Origin of the sequence: Neobacillus piezotolerans, from assembly GCF_003362805.1 — a bacterium.
Classification (GTDB): domain Bacteria; phylum Bacillota; class Bacilli; order Bacillales; family Cytobacillaceae; genus Bacillus_D; species Bacillus_D piezotolerans.
In genome coordinates this window covers 602,255-618,691 of sequence record NZ_QNQT01000001.1, presented here as the reverse complement: position 1 = coordinate 618,691, position 16,437 = coordinate 602,255, and the positions used below count along the sequence as shown (strand labels likewise).

The window sequence follows — 16,437 nt, the reverse complement described above, 5'->3', positions numbered from 1 at the left end:
ACTACGGGTTCGTTACGCGAACTCCCTGGACGTAAATATTTACAGAGTCAACCGTCAAGCCGACCGTTTTTTCGAGGGTGTATTTCACTTTCGATTGCACGTTGTGGGCAACCTCGGAAATTTTCGTTCCGTAGCTGACGATAATGTACATGTCAATATGTACCTGGCCATCTTCCTGGCGGACAATCACGCCGCGCGTGAAATTTTCTTTCCGGAGAATTTCAGTGAGGCCGTCCTTAATCTGGTTTTTCGAAGCCATTCCCACAATGCCATAGCAATCGACTGCCGCACCGCCTGAAATGGTCGCGATTACTTCATTTGAAATATCGATTTGCCCGTACTTCGTCTTCATTTCGATGGACATGAACGTTCCCCCTTTTGGTAATTGCTCATTTGCTAAAGCCATTTTACTATAGTCCGGTCTTTTTTGAAAGTTATACTGCCTTGCTTATTATACAGCAACATCACCTGTTTGATGTCAAGGTTTTTTTCTTGAAAGCTTTTGTTTCATCTATTGCAATCATAATCGTTGTATGATAAATTATTAAAGTATCTTTTAGAAATGGGGACAGGGTTCTTTTCCCCGCTCCGGACGAAACCGGATATGGCGAAAATGCAATAGAAAAGTACTCGCTTATGGATGTTAAGGAGGGAAAAAATATGCCACGCAAATGTGTTATCACCGGCAAGAAAACTTCAACTGGCAATAACCGTTCTCACGCTATGAACGCCAACAAGCGTACATGGGGTGCAAACCTTCAAAAAGTTCGCATTCTTGTAGACGGAAAGCCAAAACGTGTTTGGGTATCCGCAAGGGCACTTAAATCAGGCAAAGTAGAACGCGTATAATGCTGTTCAGGGACAGGCATCCAACCGGGTGCCTGTTTTTTCTTTTCGCAAAAGGCCTTGCAAAAAAGGAAAAGCACCCTTTTGCAAGGGTGCCGCTTCATACATATTCCTCATTCGCCTTTTCTAAACATCCCAATCATCGCCCGGACAAGACCACCTAGGAATCTCGGCAGTTTGATCGTATAAAATTTCATAGTGCCCCTCCTCACCTTTTCACACGGCTCAATCTTTACCTGCACTCTTATTTAGGATATTCCGCTCATTATAAATAAGTACATTAAACCGGAGAGCAGATTAGTCATTGCTCCTTATGACTATTAATATGCCTTCGGAAAATGAAAAAGTACCTGTTTCATCAATAAGTTCATTGCTGACACAAAGGGTAGATCCTCTTGGAACATATTTATTTTCAAGTGGGTATTTGAATCCGCGCAAGGTCAGGCCAGACACATCGAGTGAACCCGGCAGGAAGGATATATATTTTTTGCCGCTCTCTTTTTCAACGTGATAGGCTCCCGGCTTCTTTACAGAAACATAATTGGAACAATCGATTAGGGAGATTTCGCACGACTTTCCTTCGGTGGCGTATTTTTCAAGCAAGTGGATATTTGCGAGGAAGTGGTCAATGCGCCCACCAGTCGCACCGAAAATTGCAATGCTTTCCGGATTTTGGCGAATCGCCCATGAAAGGGCCAGTTCCATATCCGTTTCATCTTTTTCGGGCTTGTACTTTTTCAGGTCTGGAATGGACGTTTCAAATTCCGCCAATTCCTTCTTTGTAACCGAATCAAAATCTCCGAATGCGGCATCGGGCTTAATCCCGTTATCCAGCAAAACTGCGGTGCCGCGGTCGACTCCTATCCAAAGACTTCCGGGAATATTGAAATTCCCAAGGGGAGGGATGAACGCAGTCGGACCTCCTGCTACGATATTGATATACAAATGTAAACCTCCTTTTCCCAATTTGAAAGTCGAAACCACTCTTACTTAGCCTTGCACAGTTTGGGAGCGGTGTGCCATAAATGAGGCAATTGTTAACGGATCTTGATTTCCGCCGCCAAAAAGCGCTCAATTATATTCCACTTGGGCGATATAGCCTAAAAGAAAAAACCAGCATAAGCTGGCTTTGATTCATTATTTGTCATTGCCACGGATATCGGCTATCGCCTTTGCCCTGTCTTCCTGTCCGTAGACTGCCGAGCCGGCGACGAGTACTGTTGCCCCCGCGTCAATACAAAGCTTGGCGGTTTCCGAATTGACCCCTCCGTCTACCTCTATTTCCACTTCCCTGCCGGCCTGCCGAGCCATTTCTTTCACATCTCGGATTTTTGGCAGTACCCCTGGTATAAACTTTTGCCCGCCAAAACCTGGATTTACGGACATCAGCAAGACCATGTCGACATCTTCAATGATATGCTTGATTGATTCGACGGGAGTTGCAGGATTTAGGACGACGCCTGCTTTTACGCCGAAGCTTTTAATGAGGTGGATTGTTCGGTGCAGATGGCGGCTCGCCTCGACATGGACGGTAATGTAATCCGCGCCTGCTTTTACGAACTCTTCAATGTATTGGTCTGGGTTTTCAATCATAAGGTGCACATCGAGCGGAAGTTCAGTAATTGGGCGGATTGCTTCGACAATTAACGGACCAATCGTGATATTCGGTACAAAGTGCCCGTCCATAACATCAACATGGATGTAGTCCGCTCCGCCCCTCTCGACATCTTTAATCTCCTCGCCAAGCTTTGAAAAATCAGCTGAAAGGATTGAAGGGGCTATTTTTACCATAACTAATACCTCGGCTTTCTGTCTTTTATTTCCTGTAAAAAATCCAAATAGTTTTCATAGCGGTAAGGTGGGATCGTGCCTTCCTCGACCCCGGCCTTTACCGCGCATTTCGGCTCCTTCACATGGAGGCAGCCTCTGAACTTGCAGTTTTCGGCGGCCCTGGAAATCTCGGGGAAACACGCGCCGAGTTCGGCCGCCTCGATTTCCTGGAATTCCAGCGAGCTGAAGCCTGGAGTATCTGCAACAAGCCCGTCCCCGATTTCGATCAGCTCTACATGGCGCGTCGTATGTTTGCCCCGGCCAAGATGGCTTGAAATGCCGCTCGTCTTAAGCTCAAGTCCCGGGCGAAGTACGTTCAGCAACGATGATTTCCCGACTCCCGATTGGCCCGCGAAGACGGATATTTTTCCTTCGAGGTGGGGATGGAGCTGCTCAATCCCCGCCTCTGTTTCCGATGAAACGAGAACGACTTCATAACCCGCAGCCCGGTAATCTGATGCATACTGTTCAATCTCGCCCAATTCGCTTTCGGATGCTAGGTCGGTTTTCGTTATGCAGATAATCGGTTCGATATGATTGTACTCAACCAAGACCAGAAAACGATCGAGAAGGGCAGGGCTGAAGGCCGGTTCAACAGAGGAGAAGACAAGGAACGCCCGGTCGACGTTTGCGATCGGCGGCCTGACAAGCTCATTTTTTCGATCCTTGACTTCGAGGATGTACCCTTCCTGTTCATTTTCGGCCTGGAAGACAACATCATCCCCAACAAGGGGGGTAATTTTGTTTTTTCGGAAAATCCCTCTGCCCCTGCATTGGGTAACCGTTCCGTCATTGACAACATAGTAAAAACCGCTTAATGCCTTAATAATTTTCCCTTCAGGCATATACACACTCCTTGATTCATCTTTTTCTCCAGGAAACAAGGCCTAGGGCAAAAACACCCCTGGCGTCCCGAACTATTCGGCATCGTCATATGAAACGGTCCCGTCGTCAACGACCCTGTTGTCGACGATGACTTTGTAGCCCGCTTTTTTCCCGTATGGCACTTGGAGTTCTATGATAATTGTCTCATCAGTTGTAATCAGGCCTGTTTGGGCCGCTTCCGTCATAGTATGAACAGCGTCATCGATATAAACTTGATATTCCTGCGGCTGACCTGGAACTTCCGGATCATATTCAAGGGTTACTTCCCTTCTTACCATTTTGGGCCGGATTTCTTCTTTCCCTTTTGACAGTACGACAGTGACCGTATCGCCTTTGTAAAGTTCGGAACCCGCTGGAGGAGTTTGCGAAACGACTAGCCCTTTTTCTACCGTATCATCGTAGACCGGTTCGGCCATTTTCACATTCAAGCCGGTGGATTCGGCATAGTCTGCAAGGCTTTTTTCATTGTACCCCTTTAAATCGCGGAGCGTAATTTTTTCGGGACCCTTGCTGACGGTAAACTCCATTTCAGTTTCTTCTGGCACAACGAGTTTCCCTTTTGGTTCACTTTGCCTGAGGATTGTCCCAGGATCGCTTTTATCGTGCTCCGGTATCGCCCGGACATCCTTGAAATTTTCTTTGTTAAGCAGTTCTTCCACTTCTTTGAAAGGCCTTCCGGTGTAATCCGACAGTTCATACCTTTCCTTGCCCGAGCTGACGAACAGGTCAATCCTGGCCCCTTCCTTGGCGGTATCCCCGCCCGGGGGATCTGTCTTGACGACCAGACCTTCCTGAACTTTATCATCCGGAATTTCCTTCGTTTCACCAATCGCAAACCCCGCCTCTTTCAAATCGGAAATTGCCTTATTCAGGTTTCCGCCGCGAACATCCGGGATTTCCACGTCCTTAGCCCCGAAAAGTGCCGGGAAGACGGTTAATGTCATTATGCCAAGGAGTACGAGCGCCACGAAGGTGGAAACGAGGATAATCGGCCATTTTTTTCGCTTCTTCTTCACCTTTTCCTGATTTAACGCGGATTCGCCCATGTTCTCCTTATCCTGCGCGTGCACAAGGGTTTCATCCAGGTTTTTCAGTGCCTTATCCGCCGTTATGACAGGAATTGCTTTCGTCGCGTCATCGTCTTCCGGTATCATAAATTTCGGCTCATTGATCCTTTCCGGGTAAAGCGAAGTGCGAAGGTCGTCTTCCATTTCCTCAACACTATCGTAACGGAGGAACGGATCTTTGGCGGTAGCCTTTAACACAATGTTTTCTACGCTCTGTGGAATTTCGGGATTCCATCTTCGTACGGAAGGCGTTTCGGATTGAAGGTGTTTCAGCGCGATGGAAACGGCCGATTCGCCAAAAAACGGAAGCCTGCCAGTAATAAGCTCAAACATCACGATGCCAAGGGAATAAATATCCGACTTTTTGTTGGCCATTCCACCCCTGGCCTGTTCGGGAGACAGATAATGGACCGAACCGATGACCGAATTAGTCTGGGTAATGCTTGTCGAACTTAGGGCCATCGCTATGCCAAAATCCGTAACCTTTACATTCCCCTTCCTGTCGATGAGAATGTTCTGGGGCTTGATATCCCTGTGCACGATATGATTCTGGTGGGCATGAGCGATCGCCGAGGTCAACTGCTTCATAATATCGATCGCGGCTTCCACCCTGAGCGGGGAATATTGCTGTATGTATTGTTTCAGGGTCTGACCATCGACGTATTCCATGACGATGTAATAAATGTCTTCTTCCTCGCCAACGTCATAAATGCTGACAATATTCGGGTGGGCCAGGCTCGTAGCCGACTGTGCTTCGCGGTGGAATCTTCGAATGAATTCCTCGTCATTCGCAAAGTCAAGGCGGAGCATTTTAACGGCGACATTCCTGTCAAGGATCATGTCATGCGCAAGGTAAACGTTCGCCATCCCTCCGCCGCCGATTGTATCAAGTATTTTATAGCGTCCGCTAATGCGTTTTCCAATCATCATTAGCTATCAACCTCGCTGACGCCCGCAAACTCGACAATCGCCAGGGTGATATTGTCTTCCCCGCCATATTCGTTTGCAAGGGAAATGAGCTTTAAGGCTTTTTCCTCTAGCGAAGCTGCGCTTGAGAGGACGTCGGCCATTTCCTTTTCACTCACTTTATTGGACAGCCCGTCGGAACAAAGCAAAAGCGTGTCGCCTTCCTCAAACATGATGGTGCTGATGTCCATTTCCACGTTTTCCTCCGTGCCAAGCGCCCTGAGAAGGACGTTTTTGCGCGGATGATTTTCGGCATCCTCCCTTGATATCTGTCCGGAACGAAGCAATTCGTTAACGAGGGAGTGATCTTCGGTTATTTTTCTGAAGCCTGTTTCATTGAGGATATAACAGCGGCTGTCGCCAATGTTGGCGATTGTCGCGGAATCCTCCAGCATGATGGCCGCAACGATGGTTGTCCCCATGCCGTCACATTCCTCGTTTGCGCGGGAGTGCCTGAAAATTACCCCGTTGACAAGGCTGATGTGCTCCTTCAGCCATCGTTCAGCCTGGTCTGGCAATTTGATTCCCCTGGCATTTTCCCAAAAATTCTTCATCTCGGCCAGAGCCATACCGCTTGCAACATCCCCGGCGCGGTGGCCGCCCATACCGTCAGCTACGATGGCAAGGCGGTAACCGTCGGCATTAAGGAAAATCCCCCCGGTATCCTCATTATGGCTTCTGATTCTCCCCTGGTCAGTCATATAGACCGCTCTCATCTAGCTTTTCAACTCCTCCTTGCGGGCTTTGGCCCGCAGCTGTCCGCATGCCGCATCGATGTCATGCCCCTGCTCTCGCCTGATGGTTACATTGATTCCCCTGTTTTTCAGGGCTTTTTCAAACGCAAAAATCTGGTCTTTCGGAGTTCGTACATAATCCCGTTCCGGAACGTAATTTACCGGGATCAGGTTTACGTGGCATTTCAGCCCTTTTAGAAGGTTAGCAAGTTCCTCGGCATGTTCGATTTGGTCGTTAACCTTCCCGAACAGCCCGTATTCAAAACTAATCCTTCTTCCCGTCTTATCGATATAATACCGTACAGCCTTCATTAAGTCATCAAGTTTGTAAGCCTTGTTTATCGGCATTAGCCTGCTTCTGAGCTCGGTATTCGGAGCATGGAGGGATATTGCGAAATTGATTTGCATGTTCTCATCGGCAAACTGGTATATTTTTGGAATGATGCCGCTCGTGGAGACTGTAATGTGGCGTGCTCCGATATTGAGCCCTTCGTCATGGTTGATGATTTTCAGGAAGGAGAGCATGTTGTCATAATTATCGAACGGCTCGCCAATTCCCATGATTACGACGGAGCTTACCCGCTCGTCTGTTTCATCAAGAGCCTTTTGGACTTTGACGACCTGGGCGACAATTTCTCCGGCCTCAAGGTGCCGTTTCAGGCCTCCAAGTGTCGACGCGCAAAATGTGCATCCGATACGGCAGCCGACTTGTGTCGTAACACAGACCGAATTTCCGTATTCATGGCGCATCAGCACCGTTTCGATCGAATAGCCATCATGGAGTTCGAAAAGGAACTTAATAGTCCCGTCCGCAGAGGTTTGCTGGATCGCCGTCGTGAGGGTTGTCAATTTGAAATTTTCGTCCAGTTTTTGCCGCATTCCTTTGGACAGATTACTCATTTCCTCAAAAGAATCGGCCCTCTTCTTATATAGCCAATCAAAAATCTGCTCGGCCCTGAACGCCTTTTCTCCATTCGCTGTTAGCCATTCTTTTAATTCGTGAAGCTGAAGAGAATAAATGGAAGGTTTTTGCTGTTCTTCCTCTTTGTTATTCATAGTTGTATTTATCGGTTCCAACCGTTACACCTTCTTTCGTAGACTTGCAATATAAAACCCGTCAGACCCGAAGTCCTGCGGCAAGACCTGCAGCTCGCTGCCGGTGACCAATGGGCGGACAGCTTCCGGCATTCTGCCAATCAGCTCCCCATCCGGTTCATATTCGGGATGCCTATTCAGGAATCCCATTACACTTTCGTGATTTTCTTCTTTATCTACTGTACACGTACTATAGACTAGAATTCCACCTTTTTTTAACAAAGGAGCGATGGAATCAAGCAGTTCCTGCTGAATTTTTCCGAGCCTGCCAAGGTCTTCCTCTTTTTTCGTATACTTCATATCCGGTTTTCTCCGCATCACGCCAAGGCCCGAACATGGCGCGTCAAGAAGGATGCGGTCAAACGAATCAGGTTTGAATCTGCTTTGGGCACCGCGGCTGTCGAGCGCCATTGCTTCAATATTCGGCAAATCAAGCCTGTCCGCATTTTCCTTTATAAGCTTTACTTTATGCTCATGTAGGTCAAGCGAAACCACTTTGCCAGTCCCCGCCATCTTTTCGGCAATATGGGTGCTTTTCCCTCCCGGCGCCGCGCAAGCATCCAGCACTTTTTCATCCCTTGCCACTCCAAGCGCGTACGCGGCAAGCATTGAACTTTCATCCTGTATTGTCAAAAGCCCTTCTTTGAATGCCCGGGAAGATGCGAGGTTGCCTTTCAGGGACCTAACAGCCTCCGGAATGACAGGGCTTGCCTCCACTTTAAACCCTTCTTCATCCAAAACCGTTATACAATCCTCACGTGAAATTTTCGCCAAATTCACCCGTCCTGTTTGAAGTGGCGCTGTCAGATTGATTTCACACATCTGTTTCGTTTTATCAAAACCAAATTGGCTGATCCATCTTTTGACCAGCCACTCCGGATGGCTTGTTTCAATGGCCAGCCTTTGAGCCGGATCTCCTATTTTTTCAAGGGAAGGGACCCCTTCCCGCTGGATGCTCCGGAGCACCCCGTTCACCATTGAGGCTATTCCTTTATGCCCGCGTTTCTTTGCAATTTCCACTGCTTCAAATATGGCGGCCCTGTCCGGTATTTTATCGAGATAGACCATTTGATATACAGTCACCTTTAATAGGTGGATGACCCAGCGCTCGATTTTTCGCGGATTTTTCAGGAACGGTGACAGGTAATAATCAAGTGTCATGCTTCTTTGAAGCGTTCCGTATGTGAGTTCTGTCAAAAGCCCGATATCCTTTTGGGGAAGCTCGTTCTTTTCAATTGTATGGTTTAGGAGCAAATTGCTGTATGCCTGGTTCTTTTCGATTGCCTCCAGAAGATCCAATGCCGTCTCCCTGACATTTTTCCTGTTTGCCGCCATTTATTCGGGCTATTAAGCGCGCCCTTCTCTCCTTTCAATCCGGAACAAAACCGGTGTTAATCGCCGAATTTATGGCCAGCCTGCAGTTTACTGCCGGCCCCCCGCAAAAATTGGCCCGCATCCATCGGCTTTTTACCTGAAGGCTGCAGCTCTGTTATTTTAACTCCGGTTTCGTTTCCGGTTCCAACCGTTATGCCGAGTTCATCCAAGGAAACGATCTGGCCAGGCTGACCGATCCCCTTTAACTGGACTTTTTCTGCCGCCCACAGCTTCACCACTGTGCCGCTGAGGGTCGTATAGGCAACCGGCCATGGATTCATTCCCCTAATTTGGTTATAGATTTCTTCGCCTGTTTTGTTCCAGTCAACCCGTTCTTCTTCCCGTTTTATATTGAATGCGAACGTGGCTTCATCTTCATTTTGTTTAACCGGGGAAAGTTCCCCTTTAAGCAGCTTTGGCATTGTTTCGGATAAAAGTTCCGCACCCGCTGCACTCAACTTGTCATGAAGGGTTCCAACCGTATCAGTTTCGGTAATTGGGACCTCCGCTTGGGTAAGGATATCACCCGCATCAAGCTTTTCCTCCATATACATGATTGTTATTCCGGTCTTTTCCTTACCCTGGATTATGGAGTAATGAATCGGAGCGCCACCGCGCAGCTCTGGAAGCAAGGAGGCATGGACATTAATACAGCCATGGGGCGGGGATTCAAGAAGCTCCTTTGGCAATATTTGCCCGAATGCCGCTGTGACAATGATATCGGGTGCAAATGCCAGCACTTTGCCCACTTCCTCCTTCAGCCTTATTTTCTCGGGCTGAAGGACAGGAATGCCATGCCTTTCCGCTTCCACTTTTACTGGAGGCGGAGTCAGCACCCTTTTCCTCCCAACCGGCCTGTCAGGCTGGGTAACAACCGCGGCCACTTCATAGCCGTCTTCTATCAGCCGCCTTAGCACCGGAACCGAAAAATCGGGAGTTCCCATAAAAACTATTCTCGTCATTCGCTTTCCACTCCCTCTAGTTCGTCTTTTTCCAAGTACCGGGTAACTTTGGAGGTAAATAGTACTCCATCGAGGTGGTCGATTTCATGCTGGATGGCCCTGGCGAGGAATCCATCCGCCTCCATGGTATAGCTTCTTCCTTTACGGTCACTGGCTTCGATTTTCACATAATGTGGCCGTGTTACCTCGCCGTATAGACCAGGAAAGCTGAGGCAGCCTTCCACCCCTGTTTGTTCCCCTGATGTGGACAGGATTTTGGGGTTGATCATTTCAATCGTTCCCGATTCGTCATCCACATCGACAATGGCAACTCGGACTGGCTGCCCGATTTGAGGGGCTGCGAGGCCGACGCCATCGAATTCAATCATTGTTTCATACATATCATCAAGGAGCTTCCCAAGCTTTTTATCAAACTTGCTGATTTCGCTGCAGGGCTGCTCCAAAATTTCTGCTGGATATACTACTAGTTTGCGAATTGCCAAAGAATGTTCCTCCAATTGCCTTTTAGGTTACTTTATTACTTTTACCAAAAAAAGGGGGTGGTAATCCCGTTTTTTCATGGCCATGGCCTGCTTGGGCGGGAATCCGCCGCCCATTACATCAATAAGAATGGATTGATGTCGACCGAAACTTGAAGGCCGCTTGCGCCTTCCTCTTTCTGGTATCTATCAATCACCTGTTTCAAGTTTTCAGGAAGGGATGGCTCACGTTTGTATTTCACGAGGCATTGATAACGGTATCGGTCATTGATCCTTGGGATAGGGGATGCCACCGGTCCCAATACGACAGCGTCCTCGGAAACCCTCGCCCTAAGGAACGCGGTGATTTGCTCGGTGACCGACACCGCCTTCATGAGCTGGCCATGGCTGACCGTGACAAGGGCGAGATAGTAAAACGGCGGATATTTATGAACTTTTCTGGACATCATTTCCCTCTGGTAAAAAACATCATAGTTTTGGCTGCCTGCAAGTTCAATGCTGTAATGTTCGGGGGTGTAGGTCTGGATGACCACCTCGCCCGGAAGCTCATGGCGGCCCGCACGTCCGCTTACCTGGGTCAGGAGCTGGAACGTTTTTTCCGCAGAGCGGAAGTCCGGTATATGCAGCATCGTATCCGCCGATAGGACGCCGACAAGGGTGATATTCGGAAAATCCAGGCCCTTGGCAATCATTTGTGTACCGAGAAGGATATCCGCCCGCCCTTCCGAGAATTCCTTCAATAATCTCTCATGCGACCCTTTCCTGCCGGTTGTGTCCATGTCCATCCTGACTACCCTGGCATGGGGAAGCAGCTTGCCCAATTCCTCTTCCACTTTTTGTGTGCCCGTCCCAAAGTAGCGGATATGGTCGCTCAGGCATTCAGGGCATTGTAGCGGGACGTGCGTTTCATATCCGCAATAATGGCACTTCATCTGCTCGTTTCTCCTGTGGTATGTCAGGGAAATATCGCAATGCGGGCATCCCATGACATAGCCGCAGTCCCTGCACATTACAAAAGATGAATGGCCGCGTTTATTAAGGAAGAGGACAATCTGTTCCTTTTTGCCAAGCCTGTCCTCGATTTTTTCAAACAGCTTCCGTGAAAACATCGACCGGTTCCCGGAACGCATTTCTTCCCTCATGTCGATAATTGCGACCTCGGGCATTGGCTGGTTGTTCATTCTGTCCGGAAGCGATAAAAGGGAATATACCCCTTTCTGGGCCCTGGCGAACGACTCAAGGGATGGGGTCGCGCTTCCGAGGATGATCGGGCAGGCATGATTCCTTCCCCTTTCAATAGCGGCGTCCCTTGCGTGGTAACGCGGCATATCCTCTTGTTTGTAGCTTGTTTCATGCTCTTCATCAATAATGATAATTCCCAGGTTTTCAAACGGGGCGAAAATCGCCGACCTCGCGCCGACGGCCACCTTTACCTCTCGGCGCTGGATTTTCCGCCACTCATCGTATTTTTCCCCTGCCGATAAACCGCTGTGAAGGACTGCCACCTCCGCGCCAAATCTTCCCTTGAACCGTTCGACCATTTGCGGCGTAAGGGAGATTTCCGGAACAAGAACAATTGCTTCCTTGCCTTTTTCAATCACATCCTGGATTGATTGCAGGTAGATTTCCGTTTTCCCGCTGCCCGTTACCCCATAAAGCAGGAATACCTCATGGCGGCCTTCCGAAATCGCGGCCTTCACTGGTGAAATGGCCGCCTTTTGCGCGGCGGTCAGCTTAAGCGGGGCTGTTTTTGGAAAATGACGGTCCTCATACGGATCGCGGTATACCTCAAGCTCTTTCTCGCCGAGGCAGCCCCGGTCGACCAGGGACTTGACCGCTGATTGAGAATACCCCAGTTCATTCGTCAGCTTCTTCGCCTCTATCGGCTCAGGATTGCCAATAAAGAACTCAAGCAGTTCCTTCTGCTTTGCGGCCCGACCGGATACTTCCTCATATTTGGCCTTCAGCCCCTCTGGAGGAAGAAGTGGAACGATATATTTTATATGTTTTTTCCCAAGCCTTTCGCGCACTTCATATAGGACTTCAAGGGTGCCCGCCGCCGCTTGTTTCTGAAGGACGGGAACAAGCCCGCCCTTTACGGCATCTTCCCATCCAATGGCCTTGTCGCCTTCAAAATAATGGCGGAGGCTTTCCGGAAGATCTTCGATGCTTGCTCCCTGGGCGAGCTTTACTTTTTTATTGTATTTTGCTTTCAAAGCGGCCGGCAGCATCGCCTGGTACGCTGAAATTTTAAAGCTGAGCGTTTTTTCGGTGAGCCAGTTGCCAAGGCCCAGCAGTTCACTGTTCAAAACAGGAACCAAATCCATCGGTTCCTGGATTTCCCTCAGGCTTTCGAATTCGGAATGGTCCTTCAGGCCAATCACGAACCCCTGCACCCGCCTTGGACCAAAGGGGACAATGACCCTCATGCCAGGAACAATCGCACCAATCCATTTTTCGGGGATTTCGTAGTCAAATGGCTTGTCCGTCTGTTTTGCAGGCACATCGACGATGACGCTCGCAATATTCATTTACCCGCCCCCTCTGCCAGGATGGATGCTTCCTGTAAAATCCTTCTCGCGACTTCATGCTTTGCCAAGAGCGGGAGGCTTTCGTTCGAACCATCAGTCCTGAACAGCGTTACGATATTCGTGTCGGTCCCGAAGCCCGCCCCGCTGGCTGTGACATCATTCGCTACAATCATATCGGCGTTCTTGGCTGCAAGTTTCCTTTTCGCGTATTCCTCGAGATTGTTTGTTTCGGCCGCAAAGCCAACGAGTACCTGGCGAGTTTTTCTTTTTCCGAGTTCCATCAGGATATCCTTTGTCCTTTCAAGCTCGATTGTTTCATTGCCTGGCTTTTTTTTGACTTTGTGCGCATAGGTGGTTTTTGGCCGGTAATCGGACACCGCCGCTGATTTTATGACGATATCCGCCTCCTCGAAATAGCCCAGCGCTGCATCGTACATTTCCTGTGCGCTTTCAACCCGAACAACCAGTGCCCCTTTTGGCGGCTCGATCCCGACCGGCCCTGTGATAAGAATGACTTTCGCTCCTTCGCGGAGGGCTTCCTCCGCAATCGCGTAGCCCATCTTTCCACTCGAGTCGTTCGAAATGAACCTGACAGGGTCAATCCTCTCCCTGGTTGGGCCTGCTGTGACAAGGACCGTCCTGCCAGACAATTTCCCTTTTTCCCCGGCGAAGAAACTGGCGGCAAGCTCGACTATCCTTTCCGGCTCTTCAAGCCTGCCTTTTCCGACATACCCGCAGGCAAGGAAGCCTTCGCCAGGCTCAATGAACCTGTATCCGAATCCATGAAGCGTTTCGATATTCCTCATTACCGCAGGATGTCCATACATATGGACATTCATAGCGGGTGCGATCCAGACCGGCGCCTCGGTTGCCAGGAGGGTGGTTGTGACCATGTTATCGGCGATGCCTCCCGCAAGCTTTCCGATTGTATTGGCTGTGGCTGGCGCGCAAATTACCAAATCCGGCCAATCCGCCAGATCTATATGCGCGATGGCCCCTGGAATTTTCTCATCAAATGTATCGGTATAAACATCATTCCGCGATAAAGCCTGGAATGTTAATGGCGCGACAAACTTAGCTGCTGACTCGCTCATAATTACTTTCACCTGGGCCCCGGCCTGGACAAGCTTGCTCGTAAGCGCGGCGGCTTTGTACACCGCAATCCCTCCGGTGACGCACAGCAAGATTTTCTTCCCTTCAAGCATTTGGCATTCCTCCGCCTCTACTGTCATTAGGTTCTAAAAGAAACTTAAAAAGATAATTCCCGTAACCAGGAACACCCGTTCCTATTATACCAAAATTGAAAGAATATGGGTACTGCGAGTGCTTTTCTTCCGCTTCTTTCTTAGAGTGCGGATGGTGTAAAATAGCGGCGTTCCGAAAAACACAAGCGCCCGGAATTAGGCGCTTGTGTTTGGTCAAATCGATGTATTGGTTTCTGTCCTCATGTCGGTTGCGGGCAAAAAGAAAGGGGATGACGTTTTGCCTCTGCCATGCCCCGATTAAAATCCTTGCAAAAGACCCCCGCGTGAATTAGCGGGACATTTTCCTACAGGAAACCCAGCCTACGATTCAGCAGGCGTTTCAGCTTTTTTTCCTACCCGGTAGGTCAGCTGTCCGCTGTAAATTTCTTCGAGAGCTTTCCCGACAAATTTATGTGAAACGTATTTTTCCAGGATGGGCCCGCCACTTTGCTGCATAAATCTCGCCCGTTTCGCCGCGACAGATACGAGTGAGTATTTCGAATCAATTTTATTCAATAGGGAATCAATAGATGGATATAACAATTATTCCGCCTCCAATAATTTAATGTATCGCTGTTCCACCCGTTCACGGCGGCAGTGTTCCGCGGTGACGATGGCTTTGATCCGCTCGCAGGCCAGTTCGACCTGGTCGTTTTCGACTACGTAGTCATAAAGATGCATCATTTCGATTTCTTCACGGGCTGTGAGCATCCGGTTATTGATGAGATCTTCCGTTTCCGTTCCCCTTGTGACAATCCGGTTCTTCAGTTCCGTAAGGCTCGGAGGCATGAGGAAAATGAACAGCCCCTCCGGGAATTTCTCCCGTACCTGCTTCGCGCCCTTCACTTCGATTTCAAGGAATACGTCTTTCCCCGCTTCGAGCGTTTCCCTTACATAATCAACAGGGGTTCCATAATAATTACCGACATATTCGGCATATTCAAGCAGCTTCCCTTGGGAAATCAGCTCTTCAAACTCTTCCCTGGATTTAAAGAAATAATCCACTCCATGGACCTCGCCTTCGCGGGGATTCCTGGTTGTCATTGAAATGGAATATTCAAAAGACGTATCAGGCTGGGAAAAAATTTCTTTCCTGACAGTACCCTTCCCAACTCCCGACGGCCCTGAAAGTACTATGAGCAATCCTTTTTCCTGCATTTGGCCAATCCTACCCTTCATCCAAAATATCTTCCCGATCCGAAAGCCTGCCGGCAACCGTTTCCGGCTGAACCGCCGATAAAATGACATGGTCGCTATCCATGACGATAACAGCCCTTGTCCTTCTTCCATACGTGGCGTCAATCAGGGATCCGCGGTCACGAGCGTCCTGTATAATCCTTTTTATCGGAGCGGACTCGGGGCTCACAATGGAAACGATTCGGTTCGCGGATACGATGTTCCCAAAACCAATATTGATCAATTTAATGTTCATGCCCATTCTCCAGTCATCAATTTTATAATTATGCCCCGACGCTGTTTATCTGAAACGGGGCCTACTCAATGTTCTGAATTTGTTCCTTCAGTTTTTCCAACAGGCTCTTCATCAAGACGACGCGTTCGGAGATGCGTGAATCATTCGATTTGGAGCCGATTGTATTCACTTCCCGGTTCATTTCCTGAACGAGGAAATCCAGCTTCCTTCCTACCGGTTCCGTTTCATCCAGAATGCAATTGAATTGGCAAACGTGGCTTTTCAGCCTCTCCAATTCTTCATGGATATCCGATTTGTCGGCGAAAAGGGCGGCCTCGGCAAAAATCCTGGACTCATCCACCTCGCCATCAAGCAATTCTGCCATCCTTTTGGACAGCCTGGCTCTGTATTGTTCAATGACGGAGGGGGCATATTCTGCCAATTCTGCTGCAATCGTCTGGAAACCAGCCAAATTCGCGGACAGGTCATTCTTCAAAGCCACGCCTTCCGCAAGCCGCATTTGCTTCACAGACGCTCCTGCTTCATCGATTGCTTCGAGGATAATTGCCTCAATCTCCTCATTTCCCGATTCGCGTTCCTCAATATGTAAAAATTCCTCCCGCCCCAGCGCGTGCTTAAAGGCTTCCATGGCATTAAATCCATATTTGGCGCCCGCTTCGGTAACAAACTGGTAATATTCGTCCAGCAGGTTCCAATCAACTTGAAGAGCCCTTACACTCGGCCCTTCCCCGTCCACGGAGATATGGACTTCGGCGCGGCCCCGGCGTATGTGCCGGCCAAGAGCCTTTTTAAACTTGTCCTCTGCCTTCAGCAGGTAGCGGGGCATGCGGAAACTAAATTCGCTAAAACGATGATTAACCGTTTTGACTTCAACTTGAATAGAAAAGGTTCCGGTTTCTTTTTTGCAGCTTCCAAAACCAGTCATGCTCACAATCATTCTTCTGCACATCCTTTTCACAATCCGGCTGGCAAATTGCCGCAGCATAAAGAAA

General features: G+C 49.0%; 18 protein-coding genes. 1 reads left to right on the top strand and 17 read right to left on the bottom strand.

The window, feature by feature from the left end; translation table 11 throughout:
• Position 1 precedes the first annotated feature (1 nt).
• Positions 2-364: an Asp23/Gls24 family envelope stress response protein gene (locus DRW41_RS02935; protein ID WP_115450451.1), complete on the bottom strand. Its 363-nt coding sequence runs from the start codon at positions 362-364 to the stop codon at positions 2-4.
• Positions 365-660: 296 nt separating this feature from the next.
• On the opposite strand from DRW41_RS02935, the gene rpmB reads away from it, so the two are divergent.
• A complete protein-coding gene (gene rpmB, locus DRW41_RS02925; protein ID WP_115450449.1) occupies positions 661-849 on the top strand; it encodes a 50S ribosomal protein L28 in 189 nt (62 codons plus the stop codon).
• Between the two features lie 110 nt (positions 850-959).
• On the opposite strand, the gene spoVM is transcribed toward rpmB, so the two are convergent.
• The 16 genes from spoVM to DRW41_RS02845 all read right to left on the bottom strand — a co-directional run bounded on the left by spoVM (position 960) and on the right by DRW41_RS02845 (position 16,382).
• Positions 960-1,043, bottom strand: coding sequence for a stage V sporulation protein SpoVM (gene spoVM / locus DRW41_RS02920; protein ID WP_048824436.1), 84 nt, complete (start codon positions 1,041-1,043; stop codon positions 960-962).
• Between the two features lie 100 nt (positions 1,044-1,143).
• Complete coding sequence (locus tag DRW41_RS02915; RefSeq protein ID WP_115450448.1) at positions 1,144-1,791, bottom strand: thiamine diphosphokinase; 648 nt, start codon at positions 1,789-1,791, stop codon at positions 1,144-1,146.
• Positions 1,792-1,983: 192 nt separating this feature from the next.
• Entirely contained in the window at positions 1,984-2,637 is a 654-nt protein-coding gene (gene rpe, locus DRW41_RS02910) for a ribulose-phosphate 3-epimerase (RefSeq protein ID WP_115450447.1), read from the bottom strand.
• A gap of 2 nt (positions 2,638-2,639) precedes the next feature.
• A complete protein-coding gene (rsgA, locus tag DRW41_RS02905; protein WP_115450446.1) occupies positions 2,640-3,521 on the bottom strand; it encodes a ribosome small subunit-dependent GTPase A in 882 nt (293 codons plus the stop codon).
• Between the two features lie 72 nt (positions 3,522-3,593).
• The gene (gene pknB / locus DRW41_RS02900; RefSeq protein ID WP_115450445.1) at positions 3,594-5,558 is read right to left on the bottom strand and encodes a Stk1 family PASTA domain-containing Ser/Thr kinase; all 1,965 of its coding nucleotides are present in this window, start codon (positions 5,556-5,558) and stop codon (positions 3,594-3,596) included.
• Entirely contained in the window at positions 5,558-6,310 is a 753-nt protein-coding gene (locus DRW41_RS02895; protein WP_115450444.1) for a Stp1/IreP family PP2C-type Ser/Thr phosphatase, read from the bottom strand. The genes pknB and DRW41_RS02895 overlap by 1 nt, the downstream gene beginning before the upstream one ends.
• Positions 6,311-7,384, bottom strand: a complete 1,074-nt coding sequence (gene rlmN, locus DRW41_RS02890; protein WP_115450891.1) for a dual-specificity RNA methyltransferase RlmN — start codon at positions 7,382-7,384, stop codon at positions 6,311-6,313.
• A gap of 24 nt (positions 7,385-7,408) precedes the next feature.
• On the bottom strand, positions 7,409-8,758 hold the full coding sequence (gene rsmB / locus DRW41_RS02885) for a 16S rRNA (cytosine(967)-C(5))-methyltransferase RsmB (protein WP_115450443.1): 1,350 nt from the start codon (positions 8,756-8,758) through the stop codon (positions 7,409-7,411).
• A 56-nt stretch (positions 8,759-8,814) separates the two neighbouring features.
• On the bottom strand, positions 8,815-9,759 hold the full coding sequence (gene fmt, locus DRW41_RS02880; protein ID WP_115450442.1) for a methionyl-tRNA formyltransferase: 945 nt from the start codon (positions 9,757-9,759) through the stop codon (positions 8,815-8,817).
• A complete protein-coding gene (gene def / locus DRW41_RS02875) occupies positions 9,756-10,241 on the bottom strand; it encodes a peptide deformylase (protein ID WP_115450441.1) in 486 nt (161 codons plus the stop codon). Before def ends, fmt begins: the two co-directional genes overlap by 4 nt.
• Positions 10,242-10,354: 113 nt before the next feature.
• Positions 10,355-12,769, bottom strand: coding sequence for a primosomal protein N' (priA, locus tag DRW41_RS02870; protein ID WP_115450440.1), 2,415 nt, complete (start codon positions 12,767-12,769; stop codon positions 10,355-10,357).
• Complete coding sequence (gene coaBC / locus DRW41_RS02865; protein ID WP_115450439.1) at positions 12,766-13,974, bottom strand: bifunctional phosphopantothenoylcysteine decarboxylase/phosphopantothenate--cysteine ligase CoaBC; 1,209 nt, start codon at positions 13,972-13,974, stop codon at positions 12,766-12,768. The genes priA and coaBC overlap by 4 nt, the downstream gene beginning before the upstream one ends.
• A gap of 360 nt (positions 13,975-14,334) precedes the next feature.
• Positions 14,335-14,556 (bottom strand): DNA-directed RNA polymerase subunit omega, encoded by a 222-nt coding sequence (gene rpoZ / locus DRW41_RS02860; protein WP_115450438.1) that lies wholly within the window; start codon positions 14,554-14,556, stop codon positions 14,335-14,337.
• The gene (gene gmk / locus DRW41_RS02855; protein WP_115450890.1) at positions 14,557-15,171 is read right to left on the bottom strand and encodes a guanylate kinase; all 615 of its coding nucleotides are present in this window, start codon (positions 15,169-15,171) and stop codon (positions 14,557-14,559) included.
• Positions 15,172-15,181: 10 nt separating this feature from the next.
• A complete protein-coding gene (gene remA / locus DRW41_RS02850; protein ID WP_053366139.1) occupies positions 15,182-15,445 on the bottom strand; it encodes an extracellular matrix/biofilm regulator RemA in 264 nt (87 codons plus the stop codon).
• Positions 15,446-15,506: 61 nt separating this feature from the next.
• Complete coding sequence (locus DRW41_RS02845) at positions 15,507-16,382, bottom strand: YicC/YloC family endoribonuclease (RefSeq protein WP_115450437.1); 876 nt, start codon at positions 16,380-16,382, stop codon at positions 15,507-15,509.
• Between the last annotated feature and the right edge of the window lie 55 nt (positions 16,383-16,437).